Here is a 21,388-nt window from a genome sequence, read left to right on the forward strand (position 1 = left end):
AGGTAATAAACTTAACTGATCTTGATCATAGGTCTTAAAAACTACTTTTCTACTCATTCTTAAAGTTAAAAAATAACTCAAAAATCTACAAAAAAAAGACTGCCTTTTTAGACAGCCTCTTACGTTATATTGGCTAATACTTATTTTCTTTCTTGTCCGTTAAGGATTTTTAAAGAAATTCTAAATATTTTAGTTCCTACAGCAGATACTCCTGTTTCTACTCTTTGGTAGTTTAATCTTGACTTTACATATTGTTTGATATACTCATCTTCAGCATTTACCGATAATACAACGATCTCTCCTTGTTTGTTCAATGTAAACTCGATATTAGCTTTAAGCTCTTCAGTTTCAAATTTGATTTCAGGATTCTTTAAAAGAACAGCAATATGATCTCTTAATTCTCCCTCTGCATTAATTGGGCTTTCTCCTAGGGCAAAAAGTTGTGTTGCTCCTAATACGAATACTACTACTAATACTGTTAACTTTTTCATTTGTTTGTACTTTAAAGATGTTGTTGTTTTAAATTTTATTTCTTTAATTTTTACATGACAAATGTAGTATCGAACCACATTCTTTTTTTTCTTTTTTCTTTATTAGAATGTATAGCTATGATTACCTTTAAGTTAAGAAAGAGGTTTTTTAACGTAACCTAAACGTTGAAGAATAAATACTTTTTATATGTTTACTTTTAGAGAATATATACAGATTTAATTATCGAATACGATATTCACAATATTTACATCCAATAGCTATTGATTTCTAACTTTTTGATGACACCTTAATGTTACCTAAAGGTTAAATTATGGTTTTCCCACAATACTAATATTTTGTAAATCAGTTTTTTAAGCAGTCATTTTTTCAACAATTATTTAGGATTATATAGAGCCTAAACTCAAAAAACAGAAACAAACAATTGTTAATAGTAAATTTTTATGAAAGATCAAATGCTCACTGTTGCATTGGCACAGATTTCACCGGTATGGTCAGACAAAGCGGCCACTTTAAAAAAAGTAGCACATTATATAACCGAAGCTGCTACTAAAAAAGCAGAGCTCGTTGTATTTGGAGAAACTTTGTTACCAGGATACCCTTTTTGGGTAACACTTACTGATGGTGCTAGGTTTGATAGTACAGTTCAAAAAGAGATTCATGCACATTATGCACAAAATGCAATTGTTATTGAAAACGGAGATTTAGATACATTATGTGATCTCGCCGAGAAAAACAATATTGCAATTTATATCGGTATACTCGAACGCCCTAAAGATCGTGGTGGACATAGTATCTATGCTTCATTAGTATATATCGATCAAAAGGGAGAAATCAAATCTGTGCATCGCAAACTACAACCTACTTACGAAGAACGACTTACCTGGGCACCGGGAGATGGCAATGGTCTTATTGTACATCCTCTTAAGGCATTTACCGTTGGCGGACTCAACTGCTGGGAAAACTGGATGCCTTTGCCCAGAGCGGCATTATATGGCCAAGGAGAAAACTTGCATATAGCCGTATGGCCCGGCAGTGACTATAACACCAAAGATATCACCCGGTTTATCGCAAGAGAATCTCGCTCGTATGTAATTTCTGTTTCTAGTTTGATGACAAAACATGATTTTCCTTCTACCACTCCCCATTTAAATGAAATTTTAAAAACTGCTCCCGATGTTTTAGGTAATGGAGGTTCCTGTATTGCAGGACCCGATGGTGAATGGATACTTCCTCCTGTGCTGAATAAAGAAGGACTGCTCATAGAAACTCTGGATTACAACAGGGTTCTGCAAGAAAGTCAAAACTTTGACCCTGTAGGACATTATTCAAGACCCGATGTAACTCAATTACATATAAATAGAGAACGTCAAAGCACTATTAAACTTAGGAATGAATAATGACCTTTTCGATTTCTAAAACTATTTAACTTTTTTAAATTGATTGGGAGTCTGTCCCGAAAACTTTTTAAAAGCAGTATAGAAATTTGATTTGGACCTAAACCCACATTCTAGGCCTATAAATTCTATCGTATAATTGCTATAAGAATCATCTAATAACATTCTTTTAGCTTCTTTTACCCTTAACTCATTTATGTAATCATTAAAGTTTTTTTTAGCATGTATATTAATTAGTTGAGAAAGATACCCTTTCGAAATGTTAAATTCGTCTGCAACGCTTTTTAAACTTATAGCTGCATGTAAATATTTTTTTTCAGAAATGATGTGATTATTAATTCTAACAAAAGTTGTATTACCTGATTTTTCTGAAGGCTGTTCTTTAGATATTTTATTACCAGAGGCATCTGTGACATTTACATTCTTATGTATCCCAACAAAACCTATCCAATAAATACAAAACGAAAATAACAAAATCAATATGTATAAATAATAAGGTACACGCATAAGTATAACTACCCCAAGACTAATCACTATTACAGTAAGAGAAATAATTACCTTACTTATACCTTTATAAGCAAAAGCATTTAATTTTGACTGCGAGTCTTCCATTTCACTTGAAATAGAAGACAAATTATTAGCTGCCATTGTCAAATCGGCAACCAATGACATAAAAAACAATGTGTATTTTTTCATAATTTTTCAAAAATTAGGTTGTTCATAAAACTATTCTACTTTCAACGGAAGGGGTGTTTGTATAGATAATGACCGTTTCAAAAAACATAACAACCTTTTAGAGAAAATATATTGAATCTGTCATGTGTAAGAAAAAACCTAGAACTGGATACAACAGCTATAAGCCTGCATGAAACCTATCAAAAAAGGTGTACATACATACATTGCTAAACGAACTTTTTTTCTACTTTTGAATGGTGAATAGTACAGATGTAAAATATATTATTGATTGTGCAAAAAAGGGAGATGAACAACCTTTTAACAATTTCTTTGATAGTGCCTTTCAAAAAATAAGAACTGGTTTATGTACGATCACCAAATCTGAAGAAGACGCTAAAGAAGTTTTTATCATTTCGATGCAAAAATTTTGGGAACGTTTTGTTATTAATCAGGAGCAATTGCCTCATAATAGTATAGGATATATATTTATGATGTGCAAAAATGCTTGGCTAATGCAAAAAAGAAACCCTTGGAGTTCGGTAAGCTATAGTGAAGATACTATTGAAAAACAGAAAGAAACCGCAGAAGAATCCTCTCTTGTCAAAGAAGATAAAGCTTATGTAGGAGAAGAATTCGACAGGCATAAGGCATTAGCCATTGCTCTAGAAACATTATCTTATAAATGCAAAGCATTGATTGAAAATGAATTAGACATCAACACCCCTTTGAAAGAACTACAAGAAACCTTGGGATATGATACGTATCAGGCATTGGTACAGGCAAAATACAATTGTAAAAAAAGACTCATCAAAAAAGTGTATGAAGTTTTAGAAAAAATAAAAAAACGTACATTAGATTTATAATGGCAGATCAAGAAAAAGACATAACGTTTATTATTCGGTATTTCGACTTCGACCTTTCTGAAGATGAATTGCTTGTCTTTGAAAAAAGAATAGAAGATGATCCGGAATTTGCCAAAAAAGTAACCCTATATAAGGATAGCATTGATATTGTAGAAGAAGCCTATCAGACAAATGCAGATAAGGCCCGAATCGAACAGTGGAAAACTCAATTAAATGCAAACCAAAAAGCAAAAAGTAATAAACTCTCCTGGAAATGGATAGGAGGCATTGCAGCTACTATCGCTTTACTCTTTTTTGGATGGCAATTAAATACCAAATCCCAACAAAATATTGAGGTAGCGCTTACCGAAGCCTGGCACAAAAAAGTAGGTTTAGATTACAAGTCTCTTAGAAATACAAAACACGATTCTTTAAAATCTATTCTCTTAACGGCAGTAGATAGTTATGAAAACGAGCAATACCAATACGCCATCAATACTTTAGCTCGTTTTAATACAACCATACCCTATTATGAAGATGCCTTACTCATAAAAGGATTATCTTATTACAAAAAAGGAGCTATAGAAAAAGCATTACAAACATTAGATACCCTTACCCAGCACCACACCCAGCGAAAAGCAAAAGTAGCACGTTGGTACCAAGGATTAATCTATCTGGAAATGGGTAAAAAACAGAAAGCAAAAGAGTTTTTACAATTACCCAATCGACATAATCCAGCCATACAACTAAAAGAGTAATTCATTACTCTTACCACACATAACAACACCATCTTATCATGATCAAAAAAATAGTATTTCTTGGGATAAGCTTATTATTTTTAACTCCTAGTGTTTCTGCACAAGTAACCAAAGACACTCTAATTGCCTATCAATACTATCAAAAGGCAGATTCATTGCTTACCGATAAAAAACATGAGGAATCTATTAAACTTTTCGCCAAGGCATTGCCTGTTTATGAAAAGGCTAAAGCCTGGGAACGAGTGGCGAGTTGTTATAATAAGATTTCTGAAAATCACTGGCATAATCAAGCTATAGATAATACAAAATATTATTCTGATAAAGCTTTAAAAATATGCAATTCACACCTTGAAAAAAATAATAAAGAAGTTGCAAATGCTTATATTAATTTGATAGAATACTATATGCGTAAACCAGATTTTGGTAAGGCATTAGAAATCGGTTTAAAAACGTTAAGAATAAGGAAGGAAATATTTCAAAATGATCACACAGATATTGCACAAGTACATGATTACCTAGGAATTATTTATACTAAAACCGCTCAACACAAAAAATCTCTTGACCATTTTAAAAAAGCACTCGCAATCAACTTAAAATCTTTCGGGCCAAATAATCTAAAAACAGGAAAAAACTATAATCATATTGGTATCGCTTATAAGGTTTTGGGAAATTTTGAGTTAGCTTTAGAATACCTTAAAAAAGACTTAGCAATCATTCTTCAAAATCTTGGAGACAAACACCTTTATGCAGGGTATAGTTACGCAAGCATTGGTGTTATTTATTCATATTGTAACGATATAGACAAAGCTTTATATTATGCAGAAAAAGCGCTATCCATTTTCAAAGAACACAAAAATTTAGGCACTCAAAGCCACGTATACACTACCATAGGAACTTTTTTAGAAAAAAAAGGAGAATTTGATAAAGCACTATCCTATCACAAAAAAAGTGAAGAAATAAATATAGCTCTTTACGGAAAAAATCATCCTTCTACAGCGGGTAATTATATAAATATTGGAGTTACCTATAGTATGAAAAAAAACAATAATATAGCAATAGAATATTACAATAAAGCATTAGAAATTAGTCTTGCATTTTTTGGAGAAAATCATGATATGACTGCGAGTTTGTATGCGAATTTAGGAAATGCTTACTCGCATAAAAAAGAATATACAAATGCTCTAGAGTATTATAAAAAATCTTTAGCTATCAGTAATCGTATTTACAGCAAAAACAACCCTTTTATTACTAAACTGCACCTAAGTATAGGTGAGGTATTAGTAAATAAAAAATATTACAATAGCGCTCTATCTTATTACCAAAAAAGTTTAAATTCTACACAACAAAATCATGGTATAAATAGTCCAACCACAACCAAGGCATATATTCTTATTGCTGATTTATTTTACAAACAAGAAGAATACGTAAAAGCTATAAGCTACTATAATAAAGCGCTACAGGCCAATATTAAAAACCAAGAACTTCAAAAAAAATCGTTTAACCCAGATAATTTTTATAATCATATAGAGTTATTGAGCACCTTTAAAGGAAAAGCTAAAACACTTCAACAGCTATATCTGCAAAAAAATAACGTAGAAAGTCTTAAACAAAGTACGGTCATTTATGAAAACGTAGATCTTTTAGCCAATAGTATTAGAAAAACGGCACAAAACTACCAAGATAAAATAGCGTTGGCTACAAAGGTTAAAGAAATTTATACAAATGCAATATCAACTCAATTACTCCTGTTCAAAGAAATTAATAATTCTGAAACCATTAAAAAGGCGTTTTATTATACAGAAAAAAGCAAAGCTAATACCTTAAAAGAACTACTCGCTGATTCTAATGCTAAAAGTTTTTCGAGATTGCCAAAAGGGTTAATAAAACTAGAAAAAACATTAAAATCTAATCGTGCCTTTTATCAATCTCAAATTGTAAAAGAACAATCTAAAGATTCTATAGATCCCGAAAAAATAAGGGAATTGGAAAGTGATCTTTTTGCTGTTAACAGAAGACAAGATTCATTGACTAAAATAGTCGAACAAAACTACCCCAAATACTACCAACTTAAATATAAAAACGAGGTAGTTTCTGTTTCAGAAATTCAGGAGCGATTAGATAATAAAACAACTGTTTTAGAATTTTTTGTAGCAGACAGTACTACCTATGCCTTTACGATCTCTAAAAATGATATTAGGGTCAAAGAATTAGCAACACCAAAATTAGAGGAGAATATAGAACAATTTAGAGAAGCGATTACTTCAGAAAACGCTACTAATTATAAAAAAATTGGACACACCTTATATAAAGAGCTTCTTACACCTATTAAAAGCAACATACAAGGTAATAATCTAATCATTATCCCCGATGGTGTTTTATGGCACCTTAATTTTGACTTATTACTTACAAAGCAAGAAGCAGAAAAAAACAGTAGAAATTTATCGTATCTACTAAGAGACTATGCGATCTCGTATGCCAATTCTGCTAACCTTTTGTTTAAATCACCAAAAAACATTTCGAATTCATCTGAAATACGTAGGGAGTGTCTTGCTTTTTCTTTTTCAGACTCTACTAACCTTAATACCAACACCACTATAAGTCTAGCTGCTCTACGTGATGCCGGTAATGATCTACCTGGTACACGACAAGAAATCAAAGCCATTTCAGAAATTATAGATGGACAATACTATTATGGGTCTGAGGCTATCGAGCACAATTTTAAAAAACATGCCAATAACTATAGCATCCTACATTTGGCATTACACGGAGAGGTAGATCATAAAAATCCACAAAACTCAAAGCTCTATTTTACAAAAAGCAAGGACACCTTAGAAGACAATCTATTGTATAGCCATGAGCTTTTTGCGCTGGATATCCCAGCAGAGCTTACTGTACTAAGCGCCTGTAATACGGGTACGGGTAAAATCGCTAACGGAGAAGGGGTATTAAGTTTAGGAACTGCTTTTCAGTATGCGGGGACCAAAAGTTTATTATTAAGCAATTGGGAGGTATCAGATAAAACAACACCCCAACTCATGCAATACTTTTATGCCAACCTAAAAGACGGTATGAATAAGGCAGAAGCGCTACAACAAGCAAAATTGCAGTTTCTTACTACTACAGAAGCGTTTTACACACACCCCTTTTATTGGGGCAGTTTTTATGTTTTGGGAGATACCAATCCAATCAACATAGGTAATCCTTATACTATTTATTACTGGATATTCGGAGCCTTTTTGATCGCATTTATATCGTTTTTGTTCTATAAGAAAAGAAAGAGTCCTCTATAAAACAATAAATGTTGTACCTATGTCGTAATCAACTATCTTTGCACAAAATTTAAGATATGAGCCGCGGAGATAATTCTAGAGGAGGAAAAAGTAACGAAAGACAAGGTAAAAGCAAGTCGAATGCAAGAGGAGGGTTTAATTCTGGAAACAAACCCTATACAAAAGGTAAATCATCAACAAAAAAGACAACTAACTCTCCCAAAAAAATAACTGAGTCTGATGAGATCAGACTCAACAAATTTGTAGCAAATTCTGGCGTTTGTTCTAGAAGAGAAGCTGATCTTTATATTCAAACCGGTAGTGTTTGGGTAAATGGTAAACCTGTTACCGAAATGGGATATAAAGTAAAACTAACAGACGAGGTGAAGTTTGACGGTAGATTGATCACTCCGCATAAAAAAGAATATGTTCTTCTTAACAAGCCAAAAGGATTTGTTACCAGTACGAGTCCAGAAAAGACAAGGACTGTGATGGACTTGGTGTCTAATGCTTCTAAATCTGTTCTAAAACCTGTGGGCAGACTAGAGCGTAACACAACGGGGTTGCTATTATTTACCAATGATGTAGATTTAGAAAAAAAATTAACCCATCATAAAAGTGAAGTTCGTAAGATATTTCATGTAGAATTAGAGCGTAATCTAAAATTTGAAGATCTTCAAAAAATTGAAAAAGGAATCAAATTAGAAGAAGGGTTTATCAATATTGATGAAATTTCTTACATCGATGGTTCTCCAAAAAACGAGATAGGAATCCAATTACAGTCTGCTAAAAACGGTATCATTCATAAACTTTTTGAACACCTTAATTATAGTGTTGTAAAATTAGATCGAGTCATCTTTGCCGGATTGACCAAAAAAGATCTACCCAGAGGACATTGGAGAATCCTTACCGAGCAAGAAGTGATTAATTTGAAGATGATGTGATTAAGCTATAATAAAAAGCTTATTTAAAACTGCTAAAAATTTCAAAGAATGAGTTTATTCTCAGGAATCACTGACTATTTTAAAACAACACAATCCTTTGACGCAGATTGTTGTAGTAAAAATACGTTGGAAATCACTAAACAAAGTATTTGTTCCTAGCCTATCTTTTTTCCATTCTGATACTTCTTTATTAGCCCAAGTAAAATATGTGATATTTATAAGCGCAGGTGGCAAATAGAAACAATGTTCAAGAGGTTTAAGCAAAAAATTCACATCAAAATAGTGTCTTGGAAAAAGTCAAAACGCTATTGAAATTCAGATATGGTATGGGCTGATCATTCAATTATTAATGCTAGTTGTCCAGAAAAAAATAAATAGAAAATGGGCGTTTTCTAATATGGTATCCATGATTCGATTGCATCTTATGAACTATATAGAATAGATATTTATAAATTCCTTAACGACTCTAACAAAAGTTGTAATAAATTGATAACTAAACCTCCAGAAATACAACTTAATCTATTTACATAGACATTATACTATCGAAATATTCAAAAAACTGTCAGTAAATATAAGGCATCAAAAATAAAATATGCTCAATTATAATTTTTATCCGACACTAATGGTTCTTTTACTATATTTTTGATGCAGTTCATTAATAGAAATATTAGAATATTTTTTATACTATTAACTAATTGGTAAGGACACATCAATTACCACTTGATGCTCTAAAATTGGTACTCTACTAGATAATGATAGGCTTTAGAAGCATACTCCTCCATGTGGAGGTTTTTATTTATTAAAAAGCTTTCATTGTGAATAAATAATAGAGAAAATGTAGCCTACTTTAAAATACAAACCTAAAGTAGGCTACTTAAATCATAAAGTTTATACAAAACATTTATTAAAAAGCTTTCTTTGTTTTAAGTAAAGCATAATATAAAAGTACTATTGTATTAAAGTTATTGGCATGGTATTATATCCACATGCCCAACCCAAGGAGATTTAACACAAGCTATTGGTTGTCCATCATGAAAAAAAGCTGGATTAGCTTGAGCTTTGTACCCATCAGGACAAGAACAAAACTCTAAACGTTCTTCTAATTCTGTTACATTGAATTTTTTCTGGTTCATAATATTAGGTTTTAAGATTTAATAAAAAACATTTAATTGATTCAATTTCAAGTCATTAATAAAATTACATAATAATCTTTAGAATAAAATTAGTTTTGTATAAACGGATCTCTTCATTGTATGAATGGTATATTTTAATGTATAAATGGATAATTTTTAGTAATAGTGTGTTCGACCTAAAACTTATCGATAGTAATATCCATTCTGTCAAAGGAATATAAAAATACAATTGGATAGATTAGAACGTAATCTAAGATTTGAAAATCTTCATAAAATAGAAAATAGCATCAAACTAGAAGAGAGTTTTATAACCGTTGATGAGGTTTCTTATACCAATTCTTAAATGATTTTACCGTTTCTATAAACTGTGTTAATGCTGTTGGTAATCGATCTATATCATGTAGTCAGGATAGCCATGAGATTAATTTATATAATCATAAGAATCGTATACGAAAAGATGATAGTATTGGCACCACCAATGCCTCACTTAGAGGATTAGGATTTCATATACACGCAATTTTTATAATTGACTCATTTTTTTCCACAAAATTTGAAAAAGCATGTTTTTTCTTAGCTATTGTCTTTACAACGAGTTATAGCGGCAAGTAATTCGGTAAGAATCAGTACGATTTCATTTAAAAAATGATCTGAACGGTTATTTTTTAAATGAAATTGCCCTGCAGAATTCTAAGGTTACTTTTTTAATCCAACTTTCGGATAGTTGTGCTAAATGATCAAATAATTGTACTTTAAGTTTGGTGTAAAAGTGCTCTTTTACACCAAACTTAAAGTACAAACGAAGATAACGGCCTAAGTTTTTATTTTAAAAATTTTCCGTAAGAGTGGTATAAATCAATGGGCTAGATGTATTTTCTTTAAAAATAGACCTTGCCAAATATAAATGTCCATCCTCTCCAAATTCTCTATTTTCTATTACATTACTTGATGTCCATTTAATAGGTGAGGGCGGATTTCGAACGTAATCAAGATTTAAACCTATACGGTTTGATCCACTAAAAGGAGAGTCATAAGCGAAATCACCTATAAGTTGAGCGTCCGAATTTTGATAACTAAAATGTCCTTCAAAACCGGTTGCTGCACCACTGGTTTTTACTCCAAATGCTATAGTGTATTTTTTTGGAGGTAATTTAGCATTAGGTTTTACATTCCAGTTTCCCCAAGATGCACCAGTACTCACTAAATCCAATTCATGTGTTGTTTGGTTTCCAAAAATTATCAAAGCAGACACCCCAAACCCCCATTTAGATTTTGCCCTTCTAACTGCTGTTAACGCATCTGCATAGGTATTGTAGATTCCTCCATAAGTAGATTTAGAAAAAGTGACAAGATCATTTTGGAGTGTGGTGATTTCATCATTAATATTTTCTTCTGAAGTTTGTTCGGAAGAAATAAAGTCTTCTTCTTTTTCGCAAGAACTTAAAGAAATAATAGAGAATATTATTCCAAGAAAGTAAACTTTTGTTTTCATTTTGTTTTTCATAATGTTTTAATTTTTAATAGCTTACATCAAATTTAACATAAAAACACACGCCCTTTCTTAAGTAAAAAAAAAAAACTTTTAAATTGTATGAACGGTTTACTGGACTGTACGAATGGTTCATTAAACTGTATGAATGGTTTTGTGAAAACCATAAAAATTGGCTAAATATACTTTAAAAACACATTCTTGCTACTGTTATCAAGTATTTTTAATAAGCAGTATTAAGATTTTGGGAACATTTATGTAGGTGTTTTGATCCAAATATTTGTGAATTTGAACCAAAGAGCTTGCTTTTTGAGTTTTACCATCAATTTTTCGTAATTAAATCCTGTGCCGCCATCATAAGGTTGATACTGTCGCTAATTTGTCCTTTAAGAAAATTTATAAACCCTATAATCTGTTTTGAGATGTCCAATAATGGGTTCAATAACTACTCTTCTTCTGTGGTGTTTTCTTTTTTTGATTTTTGATAATTGTTATCTTGTTTTAGCGGAGGTTTAGGAACATTAATTTTGGTAGTTCCTACCATTTGTTTTCCTTTATACCCCCTGTCAACCGTTGCGGTCTTATGAGTTTTACAGTAAGTTTAATGGTTTGCTTTAAAACCTCAGCTAAGGTATGCCCATCATACCGGTTTTCTTTGAAGTTCGTAGCTCCTACAACAATACCAGTCTTTTGAGTCAATACCGCAGAAGCCTTACAACCATATTCATATTTCTTATGCGCTTTACCCTTGCCCATACAATAGACTTCGGGTTCGTGTAAACTGTAAATCTTGTTTTTACTGTTTTTCTTGTACTAATACTGGCTTTTAAAGTACGCACTAAGAAACTTAGCTGATCAGTAGATTTATTTTGTAAACGCATTTGAAAAGGTTGTACAACTCAATTGAATAAAACATTGTCTTTTATCATACCTAAAAATTCTTTAAAGCATAGATAATACAACACTAAAACGGATTTTAAGGGTCGGCTATAATTCTACAACCGATGTCTATTATCACGTTATAGAATAATCTCTGGGAGAGAGAGGGGGGGGGTAAAATCATTACAATGTATATACAAACGTGCTCTCCGAATCTTTATTTAATCGTTTATTCTTTGATAAGATTCCTTTGCAAAAGGTAATTCTTTATCATACCCATTGCAATATATTTCCCAACCAAAAACAGCAAAAACTACAAGATATTCTAACCCAACCATCCATAGGTTTTCTTTAAAATTAGGATCTATATAAGCGGTATAGCTAAAAATAATAACAAAAGACCAGGCGATAGGAAACTTATACCTGGTAAATATGCAGAGAGACAATGGTACTGCAATGTACCAAGGATGTATCGTTGTTGATAAAAAATAGTAGGTACATATTCCTAAAAGCATTCCGGTAATAAGTTGGGGTATTGTTCTATTTTTTCTAAAAAAAGTTAGACCTAGAATAATTGTAACAGTCACCAATGGCAATATTTTACCAGCAGTTTCGATTACATTCCAACCCACTACTTTGTACCCAATCCAACGTACTATAAAATAAATACTGGCATTAAACTCGAAATTCTGAAACCATAATGAGATGGTTCTTTTATAATTGTATAAAAACTGCTCAGAGAGAAAAGGCGCAAAGGTGAGTAAAACTACCCCAAGAACAATACTATAAAAACCTATTAATTTGGGTAATGTCCCTATCCAACTAAATACATTACAATTTTCTGGTTCTCTAAAAACAAATTTCCTAAAAAATAAGGGTAAGAATAGTAAGGGAATTAACTTTACTGAAACCGATAATGCCAACACTACCGCAGCCCAATACCAATATCCCTTTTGCAAAAGATACAACGACCAGATAAGAAAAAACACCATAACCGCTTCAAAATGAAGGTTTCCGGAAAACTCAATAATAACAAAGGGATTAAGAATGTACCAAAAAATCCTATTTTCTGGTATTTTTAGAGATTGCAACAATTTTCTTCCGAAGTAAAAAATCCCCACATCTGCCAAAATAATAAGGATTCTAAACACCATTGCCGAACCAAGAATACTTTTACTAGCAACCAATGCAGCGATAAAATAACACAATTGACTTACAGGTGGATAGTTCGTATAATGATGGCCATTAAGTTCTCCCATGCCCTGGTACAACTCTTGTGCCTGAGCGATAGGAGCATTTCCTTCTGCCACCCAAACTTCTGGTAATGACAAGTAGGGGTTAAATCCTTCTAATATCATTCGACCATCCCAGATAAATCGGTAAAAATCTTGTGACAAATTTGGGATTGCAATCAGAAAAACTATTCTAAACAGCAATGCCATCACCGCCAAAAACTTCCAATTATTTGGATTTAGCTGAATTAACTTATACGAAACAAAAAATAGCCCAGTCCAAAGACTGATCATTTTAATAAAATCAACCCGCTCCAGCGTGTATGCAAAGCTCCAGTAAAATAAAAAAGTAATAAGAATAAGGAGTACAGAAAACTTATGGTATTTCCATACATTACCTAGCATTATAGTTTTGAGGTTACCGATTTAAAGAACACAAAACCGAATCCAAGAAATAACATAATATGGAACAAGAAAAGTCCAAAATCCTGTAGTTTGAATGCACTGTATAAAGCAAAACCAAAATATCCCATTAGCATTGCTTCTATAATAGTATTACCAGAGATATTTTTATTTACATATTTATTCCCTTTCCAAGAATCCTTTAAGGTATTGATATTAAACTTTGGCGTACGCACAAATTCACTTTTCTTTCCAAAATGCCCTTCTAAAACAGCCATAGAATTATGTACAGAGAATCCCATTGCTATCGAGAAAAAGGTAAAGAACATTTTTACGTACTCCATAAAATTCCAGAACCCTTTTCCATGAATATTTTTAAAAGTATGCCAGTAGCAAAAGAAAAATATAACGGTACTCATGGCAAAAAATGCAATGACATTAAAATACCAACTAAATAGAGGATTGCTGTTTTTAATATACATTACTGGTACGCTCAACACTGCTACCAACAACACTAATAAAAACATACTACTATTTAATAAATGGAAAAAGCTATGAAACTTGGTTTTAAATGAAACCGTTTTATCTCTAAGCATTTTCCAGTACAGTTTCTGAAAATTCTCTGCTGCACCTTTATTCCATCTAAACTGTTGTGATCTTGCCGCGCTAATTACCACAGGCAACTCTGCTGGAGTCTCTACCTCTTCGAGGTATTTAAATTTCCATTTTTTAAGCTGTGCTCTATAACTCAAATCCAGATCTTCTGTAAGCGTATCTCCCTGCCAATTTCCTGCATCCTCGATACATGTTTTTCTCCAAACTCCTGCAGTACCATTAAAGTTAATAAAATGATCTTTGTAATTACGGCCCACCTGCTCCATAGTAAAATGAAAATCTAAAGCAAATGCTTGTATTTTGGTAAGCATCGAATAATCCCTGTTAATATGTCCCCATCGGGTTTGTACAACTCCTATATTATCATCTTTAAAATAAGGGATGGTCTGTAACAACCAGTTTTTACCTGGCAAGAAATCGGCATCAAAAATTGCTATAAATTCTCCTTTGGCAATTTTAAGTCCTTCTTTTAATGCACCAGCTTTAAACCCTGATCTATCTTCTCTACGAATGTGTTTTATATCAAGTCCTGCTTCCTGTAATTTCTTTATATGAGCTTCCGTAGTCACTACAGATTCATCTGTCGAATCGTCTAAGACTTGTATTTCTAATTTACCCTCTGGATATTCGAGTTCTGCAATATTATCTAACAAACGATCCATTACATACAACTCATTATATACCGGTAATTGTACGGTAACATGAGGAATCTCCTCTTTCTTAGAAAAATCGAAAGTAGGTGAGCTATCCTTTTGTTTACGTGACTTCAGGTAATTAAACAGAAGGTTTAGTTGCGCCAAACTATACAAAAATATAATTAGTAGGGCTAGTGTATAGGTTATGATGATAACTATATCCATTATTCTTACGCAAAGCTATATTTAAAAATCCAACTTAATATCTTAACGCCTGCAAATATAGCACCTTTTATGGTTCCTGAAACTTTTGAGACACCTATTCTCTTTTTATAGTGCACGGGCACTTCGACATAGGTATAACGTTTCTTTAACACTTTTAACTGCATTTCTACGGTCCAACCGTAGGTTTTATCTACCATCTCGAGTGATAAGAGCTTATCATATTTAATAGCTCTAAAAGGTCCAAGATCGGTAAATTTTGCATTAAAAAAAAGTTTCATAAGACTGGTTGCAAGCCAATTTCCGAAAATTTGAGGAAAGGTCATGGATCCTGATTCTCTCAATTTCTTAACTCTTGCTCCTATTACCATATCGATATCTTTGGTAATAATAGGGGCAATAATATTGGTGAGCTCTGCTGGGTAATCGCTATAATCCCCATCCAAAAAAACTACAATATCTGGTTTTTGCTGTTTGGATGCTATATAATCCATCCCTTTAAGACAAGCATATCCATATCCTTTTTGTTGCTCAACAAGGACTGTAGCTCCCGCTTCTTTCGATACATTTTCGGTTTGATCTGTAGAATTATTACTAACTACAATAATCTCTGAAACCGTATTTGGAATTTCTTTAATCACATGCCCTATCGAACTTTCTTCATTATAGGCCGGGATAATAACATTTATAATGAGAGACATTTACAGCGAAGCATTAGGGTTATCTCTTTTAAAGCTAAATACATCTGTCCATTCTCCAGTTTTTCGATCATTAATGTATCGTTCGGCTTTAAAAAGTTTATTATTTCTATATAGAAGGCAATACCCTTCTTTTTTATTGTTTTGATATTGGTGTTTTCTAGTTATTCCGGACGCAATATCGTAAATAATCCACCATTTTTCGGCTTTCCCTTTTACGAAATGTCCTTCTTTGGTTACTTTCTTACCATTTTTGGCATAATAATACCAGTATCCATTTTTATCATTGTTTTTATAATGCCCTTCTTTTTTCTTAATTCCGCTACTGTCATAATGATACCAAAAACCTTCTTTCTTGCCATTCTCAAAATGCCCTTCCATAGCGGTTTTTCCGTTTGGATGATAAAAGTACCAAAAGCCTTCTTTAGCTTTTCCTTTTTTCCATCCTTTAGATTTCAAGGCACCAGAAGTATAATATTCTCGATGGTACTTATCTTGAGCAATCAATTGATTTCCTGAAAAACAAACCAAAAATATCAGAATACATATTTTTTTTAGTATCATAATAGTCTTTATTGATGGCTTTAGACGAAACGTAATTCTATAGCTAACACTATTCTGCCATAAAAAATGGTTAAATAAAGATTAACTTCTTACCAAAAAGCATAAATCATTAAAAATCGGCATTACTCAACCAGCTCAAACTTCGCAGATTTTTTGTCTTTTAATGAACCTGCAAGATCAGGAAATTCTTTTCGTATTGCAGTATATTCTTCATTAACTGCTTGCTCATCCCAGATGCCCAGCATGTACTTCAGATTTTCTTTGTCTTCTGGATATTGTCCCTTATCACCTGTCTTTTTGATCCAATTGTTTAGAATTTCTCTATGTCTTTTTAACTCATTTTGATACTCGACATTAGTAGCAAGGTTATTAATTTCATTTGGATCCAGTACAAGATCGTACAATTCTTCTTCTGGGCGATTATCTTTAAAAATACGGCTCTGTAATTCATTTAACTTTCCTTCAGCATATAATTTACGTAATAGCTGTGTTGACTCCCATTCGTCTCTATAATTAGGTTGCATATACGAACGGTTAGGGTAAAAGTTTTTGATGTATTTAAATCTTTCTGTACGCACAGATCTAATTCTATCTATGGTAAAATCGCATCGATCTCTGGTAGAGATTACATAGGGACGTGCTTTGTGATCAGCAGCAAACAGGTTTTCTCCTTCCATATAATCGGGCTTTTTGATCCCCGCCAGCGCCAAAGACGTGGCCCCTATATCCAGGCCGCTAATTAGTTTATCATTTACCGTACCTGGCTTAATTAGATCAGGATTACCCTCCCATTGTACAATAAACGGAACTTTTATTCCTCCTTCATAAAGAAACTGTTTATGTCTTAGAGAACGCATACCATGATCAGAGAAAAAGAAAACCACAGTATTCTCTAACAGACCGTCTGCCTTTAATTGATCTAGTATCTTTTTTACTTCCATATCTGTAAGTTCTAAGGTCTCCAGATATTGTGCCCATTCTTCTCTTATCAAAGGAACATCGGGATAATAAGGAGGTATCGTCACCTTAGAACGATCTATAGGGGTAATTACTTTTTCTTTAAAAGTTTTACTAAAGATATGCTTGCTCCCCGACAATTGTATTTGCCCAAAGAAGGGTTTGTTTTTGATTCCCTCCTTCCAATAGTTTCTTTTTGCCGATTTACCATATAAAGGATGTTGATAATATGCCTCATTATACAGGTCTTTTCGGTTATACCAAAAATTGTAATCGTCTTTACCACTATTAAATGTATAATAGCCTGCCTTTTTAAACAATTCTGGAATTGTGGTGATCGTATCTGGCAAACGAATAGCAGAAGCTTCTGTTCTCGAACTATGATGATTATGTGTACCAATCGTGGTAGACATCACTCCTGTTATCATTGCAGAACGACTGGGAGAACATACAGGAGATGGCATAATCGTATTGGTAAATCGTACTCCTTGTTTTGCCATTGCATCTAACTGCGGAGTATTAGCCAATGGATCGCCATAGGCTCCTAAATCTGGAGAAATATCCTCTACATAAATCCATAATATATTTGGCGAAGTTTTTTTGACTTCCTCCTTTTTTTCTGCTAATGAGTCTGAAGATTTCTTTTCTTCTGATTTTTTTTCAGCGCAGGATCCAATACTTAGCATCAGCAATAAAATGCTAATGAATCGCAATAGGCAATTACTATTAGAGTTCATATGTCCTTTTTTATATAAAAATGTCAAGATTAATTACTTTTTTCTTTCTAAACTGACCAAGCCTGAAACGGGTATCTCTATGGCATGCGCCTGTTGTTTCAGATCAATTTCTCCTGTCCTTTGTACCACTCCCAGACAATTGTAAATCGTATAGATATATGTTCCTAAATCCTTTTGTGCATTGAGCATCACAGTCGAATTATTTTTTGCATTAATAATGTCGATACTAGAAGGTAAACTTTCTGCCAACGAAATATACTGATCAGAATACAAGGTGATTATTTTTTTATCCTTATTTCCTGCTACTAGCATAGGATAATGCTGTAAAGGATAGGGTGCTTCAAAATCACCTTCTAATAATACTTTTTGATTTTTTGCCCAGTAGTCCAGGTAAAACTGCATCATCTTAAGATGATCATTTGGGATATCTTCTAATCGTACCGATATCTGTGGTACAGCATACAATACATTAAGTAACTGAAACGCTGCAACCTCTACCTGTTCTTCATAATGCCACATAATCATATCAGAATGTACTGCAGTAGTGCCGCTTAACATACGTAAATCTGTAGTTCGTACTCTATTCTCTAATGTCGAATTAGGACAATCTCCTGCTCTAAATATATTACCATATTTACGCATTAATGGCCCTATATACGGCTGTCGAAACTCGATCATTATATCAGGATTGATACTGGTCAGTTTTTTTATAAGATCTGTCATTAATCGATCTGCCGCCTCATTTACAGAAGCATAATCTCTACCATCTTTGGCCTCTAGCACTGTATGCTTGCGCGCTACCCATCGCCCAATAAAATCTAGCTTAAACCCATCCAGATTCCATTCTTCTAATGCTTTTACACAAATATCTATTACGTGCTTTCTGGATTCGGGATACCTGGGATCCAACTCATACGCCCCTTGTCCATCCCAATAGCGTAAAAATTTACCTTCTAACTTCTTATAAGCTTCAGATTTTTCGCCTACCAGGGGTAATGCATACCATAATAAGAATTTCATATCCAGGGCATGTACCCCTTCTACAAATTTTTTCATTTCAGGAATTCGCTCTGGCTTCCAATCCCCTGTGTACGCATATCCTCTTTTATTATCTAAGGTCTGCCATCCATCATCTACAATAATAGACTCGAATCCCATTTTTTTGGCCTGCGTACATTCTTTTAAAAGAGCAGTTGGATTTACATTTTGGTGGTAGCTATACCAGGTAGAATACATAGGTAACAATGCATGTTCTGGAACCTTGGCAGGTTGATAGGCATCTTTCGAAGCCCACCACGCTGCCACGTCTTTTAACGAACTATAAAAAGGCTGGTCTCTGGTATCAAAATAAAGTTCGATTTCAAAATTAGTAACCACCTTATGTTTCGATGTAAATAAAACGGCCTGGTTGTAGATAAAACCATCTTCTTCACGAATACTAGTTGTTAGTTTTACGGTATTTAACGCATCAGATGCAGCTACGGTCAATCGATTTTGATGGGCACTCCCAAATAAGGTTAAGACAGGAGCATTTCTTGCCATACTCGACGTTACCTGCGATGGCCACCAATCTGGTTGAATGTTTTTCTTAAGACCGCTTCTGGTAGTCCAGTGTCCAGAAATATCATTAGAAGGTAAAGACCATTTTAGCTCTAATTTTGGAGGCGGTGCTGCACTATCGCGAGTTAGTTTTAAGGTAGCAACCTCTACTCCTTCTTTAACTTTGGTCGAAGTAAAGGCCATAGTAAACCCATTAAGATCTCCGTTTACTTCGATCGGAAAGGAATTTATGGTATACTTTTGAGCGGATTCCTGACCTATGATGATGGTATTACATCCCGCAATAATGTGCATTGCAACCACCAATACCAAGAGTTGGTGATTTTTTTTACATAAAGAAGAAACCTTTTGTATAGATCGTTGGGTAAGCCTTGTCATAATTTGTGTGATGATTTATATAAAATTATATGCTCTTCAAATATGAGTTTACTAAGATAGGAATACTCACCAAAAATAAAAGACAGGATTTTTTATTTTCTATACGCAAGATACAATTTAAACACTCTGTCATTTTAGATCAAATTCTAAAAAAAACTTAATTAAGTAAGGATTTACCGGTAATTCCTTAAATTGAAACCATACAAACACAAACATTTTATGAAGTATATATACACCACACTATTTCTTATACTTTTCTGTATAATAGGTACAGCTCAAGACACTTATTTACATTGCGGAAAACTAGTAGACACCAAAGCAGGAAAAATATTGACCGAAAAAACTATTGTAGTATCCAAAAATAGGATTGTAAAGATCGAAAATGGGTATACCCCCGGAAAAAAGGAAGATCGTATCATCGACCTAAAAAACGAAACAGTATTACCAGGGTTGATCGACATGCATGTGCATATCGAAAGTGAGTCTAATCCTGGGGCTTATTTGCAAAAATACACCTATAACGATGCCGATGTGGCTTATAATTCTGTAGGTTTTGCAGAAAAAACACTACTGGCCGGATTTACAACGGTACGAGACCTGGGTGGTACAGGAGTAAATATCTCTTTAAAAAAAGCTATTAATAAAGGTAGTATTACAGGTCCTCGAATATTTACTGCCGGCAAGTCACTGGCTACCACAGGAGGGCATGCTGATCCTACCAACGGCAACAAAAAGGCATTGATAGGTGATCCAGGTCCCAAAGAAGGTGTTGTAAACAGTATCGAAGATGCAAAAAAAGCAGTACGACAACGCTATAAAAACGGAGCCGATATGATTAAGATTACAGCTACCGGTGGTGTATTAAGTATGGCCAAAAGCAGTTCTAACCCTCAGTTCACAATAGAAGAAATAAAAGTCATTTGCGAAACGGCCAAAGACTATGGGTTTCATGTAGCGGCTCATGCGCATGGTGATGAAGGAATGCAACGCGCTATTATAGGAGGTGTAAAAACCATAGAACATGGTACACTGATGAGCGAAAAAACCATGGACCTTATGAAACAGCATGATGCCTATTTGGTACCTACGATTACTGCTGGCAAAGAAGTTACCGAAAAAGCTAAAGTAAAAGATTATTATCCCGAAATGATTGTTCCCAAAGCGTTAGAGATTGGCCCCAAAATACAAAACACCTTTAAAAAAGCATATCAAAGAGGGGTAGGCATCGCCTTTGGCACCGATGCCGGAGTGTTTAAGCATGGACAAAACGGAAAAGAATTTGGATTTATGGTCGAAGCTGGTATGCCAGCAATGGCTGCCCTACAAAGTGCTACTATTACCAATGCAAAAATTTTGAATATGCAAAATGAATTAGGACAAATCGCTCCTGGCTTTCTGGCAGATATTGTAGCTGTAAGCGAAGACCCTACACAACATATAAAAACTATGGAGAATGTAGTTTTTGTGATGAAGGATGGGGTTGTTTATAAGGAGTGATCGGTTGTTATTTGTAGTA

18 protein-coding genes are annotated in these 21,388 nt (G+C 33.5%); 7 read left to right on the forward strand and 11 right to left on the reverse strand.

What is annotated here, in order from left to right; genetic code table 11:
- Positions 1–140 precede the first annotated feature (140 nt).
- Complete coding sequence (locus tag ABW636_RS17170) at positions 141–491, reverse strand: hypothetical protein (protein WP_367591301.1); 351 nt, start codon at positions 489–491, stop codon at positions 141–143.
- Positions 492–932: 441 nt separating this feature from the next.
- On the opposite strand from ABW636_RS17170, the gene ABW636_RS17175 reads away from it, so the two are divergent.
- Positions 933–1,889, forward strand: a complete 957-nt coding sequence (locus ABW636_RS17175; RefSeq protein ID WP_367591302.1) for a carbon-nitrogen hydrolase family protein — start codon at positions 933–935, stop codon at positions 1,887–1,889.
- Positions 1,890–1,910: 21 nt separating this feature from the next.
- Here ABW636_RS17175 and ABW636_RS17180 read toward each other — a convergent pair whose 3' ends face one another.
- Positions 1,911–2,582, reverse strand: a complete 672-nt coding sequence (locus ABW636_RS17180; RefSeq protein WP_367591303.1) for a helix-turn-helix domain-containing protein — start codon at positions 2,580–2,582, stop codon at positions 1,911–1,913.
- Between the two features lie 233 nt (positions 2,583–2,815).
- On the opposite strand from ABW636_RS17180, the gene ABW636_RS17185 reads away from it, so the two are divergent.
- The 5 genes from ABW636_RS17185 (at position 2,816) to ABW636_RS17205 (ending at position 8,686) form a co-directional block, all read left to right on the forward strand.
- A complete protein-coding gene (locus ABW636_RS17185) occupies positions 2,816–3,424 on the forward strand; it encodes an RNA polymerase sigma factor (protein ID WP_367591304.1) in 609 nt (202 codons plus the stop codon).
- Entirely contained in the window at positions 3,424–4,161 is a 738-nt protein-coding gene (locus ABW636_RS17190; RefSeq protein WP_367591305.1) for a tetratricopeptide repeat protein, read from the forward strand. Before ABW636_RS17185 ends, ABW636_RS17190 begins: the two co-directional genes overlap by 1 nt.
- Positions 4,162–4,199: 38 nt before the next feature.
- Positions 4,200–7,451, forward strand: coding sequence for a tetratricopeptide repeat protein (locus ABW636_RS17195; protein ID WP_367591306.1), 3,252 nt, complete (start codon positions 4,200–4,202; stop codon positions 7,449–7,451).
- 56 nt (positions 7,452–7,507) lie between these two features.
- Entirely contained in the window at positions 7,508–8,374 is an 867-nt protein-coding gene (locus ABW636_RS17200) for a pseudouridine synthase (protein ID WP_367591307.1), read from the forward strand.
- Positions 8,375–8,578: 204 nt separating this feature from the next.
- Entirely contained in the window at positions 8,579–8,686 is a 108-nt protein-coding gene (locus ABW636_RS17205) for a transposase (RefSeq protein ID WP_367591390.1), read from the forward strand.
- Between the two features lie 650 nt (positions 8,687–9,336).
- Here the strand turns inward: ABW636_RS17205 and ABW636_RS17210 are convergent.
- The 9 genes from ABW636_RS17210 to ABW636_RS17250 form a co-directional block, all read right to left on the reverse strand.
- Entirely contained in the window at positions 9,337–9,507 is a 171-nt protein-coding gene (locus ABW636_RS17210; protein ID WP_367591308.1) for a hypothetical protein, read from the reverse strand.
- Positions 9,508–10,330: 823 nt separating this feature from the next.
- The gene (locus ABW636_RS17215) at positions 10,331–10,996 is read right to left on the reverse strand and encodes a hypothetical protein (RefSeq protein WP_367591309.1); all 666 of its coding nucleotides are present in this window, start codon (positions 10,994–10,996) and stop codon (positions 10,331–10,333) included.
- 534 nt (positions 10,997–11,530) lie between these two features.
- Positions 11,531–11,749 carry a hypothetical protein gene (locus ABW636_RS17220; protein WP_445012697.1) on the reverse strand — a complete coding sequence of 73 codons (219 nt, stop codon included), beginning with the start codon at positions 11,747–11,749 and terminating at the stop codon, positions 11,531–11,533.
- A 344-nt stretch (positions 11,750–12,093) separates the two neighbouring features.
- Positions 12,094–13,509, reverse strand: coding sequence for an MptA/MptB family glycosyltransferase (locus ABW636_RS17225; RefSeq protein ID WP_367591310.1), 1,416 nt, complete (start codon positions 13,507–13,509; stop codon positions 12,094–12,096).
- Positions 13,509–14,981 carry a cellulose synthase family protein gene (locus tag ABW636_RS17230; protein WP_367591311.1) on the reverse strand — a complete coding sequence of 491 codons (1,473 nt, stop codon included), beginning with the start codon at positions 14,979–14,981 and terminating at the stop codon, positions 13,509–13,511. Before ABW636_RS17230 ends, ABW636_RS17225 begins: the two co-directional genes overlap by 1 nt.
- Before the next feature lie 5 nt (positions 14,982–14,986).
- On the reverse strand, positions 14,987–15,679 hold the full coding sequence (locus ABW636_RS17235; protein WP_367591312.1) for a glycosyltransferase family 2 protein: 693 nt from the start codon (positions 15,677–15,679) through the stop codon (positions 14,987–14,989).
- Positions 15,680–16,240, reverse strand: a complete 561-nt coding sequence (locus ABW636_RS17240; RefSeq protein ID WP_367591313.1) for a toxin-antitoxin system YwqK family antitoxin — start codon at positions 16,238–16,240, stop codon at positions 15,680–15,682. It abuts the gene before it with no gap.
- Between the two features lie 122 nt (positions 16,241–16,362).
- Entirely contained in the window at positions 16,363–17,934 is a 1,572-nt protein-coding gene (locus ABW636_RS17245; RefSeq protein ID WP_367591314.1) for a sulfatase family protein, read from the reverse strand.
- Between the two features lie 33 nt (positions 17,935–17,967).
- A complete protein-coding gene (locus tag ABW636_RS17250; RefSeq protein WP_367591315.1) occupies positions 17,968–19,872 on the reverse strand; it encodes a glycoside hydrolase family 36 protein in 1,905 nt (634 codons plus the stop codon).
- 219 nt (positions 19,873–20,091) lie between these two features.
- Between ABW636_RS17250 and ABW636_RS17255 the strand changes: the two genes are divergently transcribed.
- Entirely contained in the window at positions 20,092–21,369 is a 1,278-nt protein-coding gene (locus ABW636_RS17255; RefSeq protein ID WP_367591316.1) for a metal-dependent hydrolase family protein, read from the forward strand.
- Positions 21,370–21,388 lie beyond the last annotated feature (19 nt).

The organism is Aquimarina discodermiae (assembly GCF_040786235.1).
GTDB lineage: Bacteria > Bacteroidota > Bacteroidia > Flavobacteriales > Flavobacteriaceae > Aquimarina.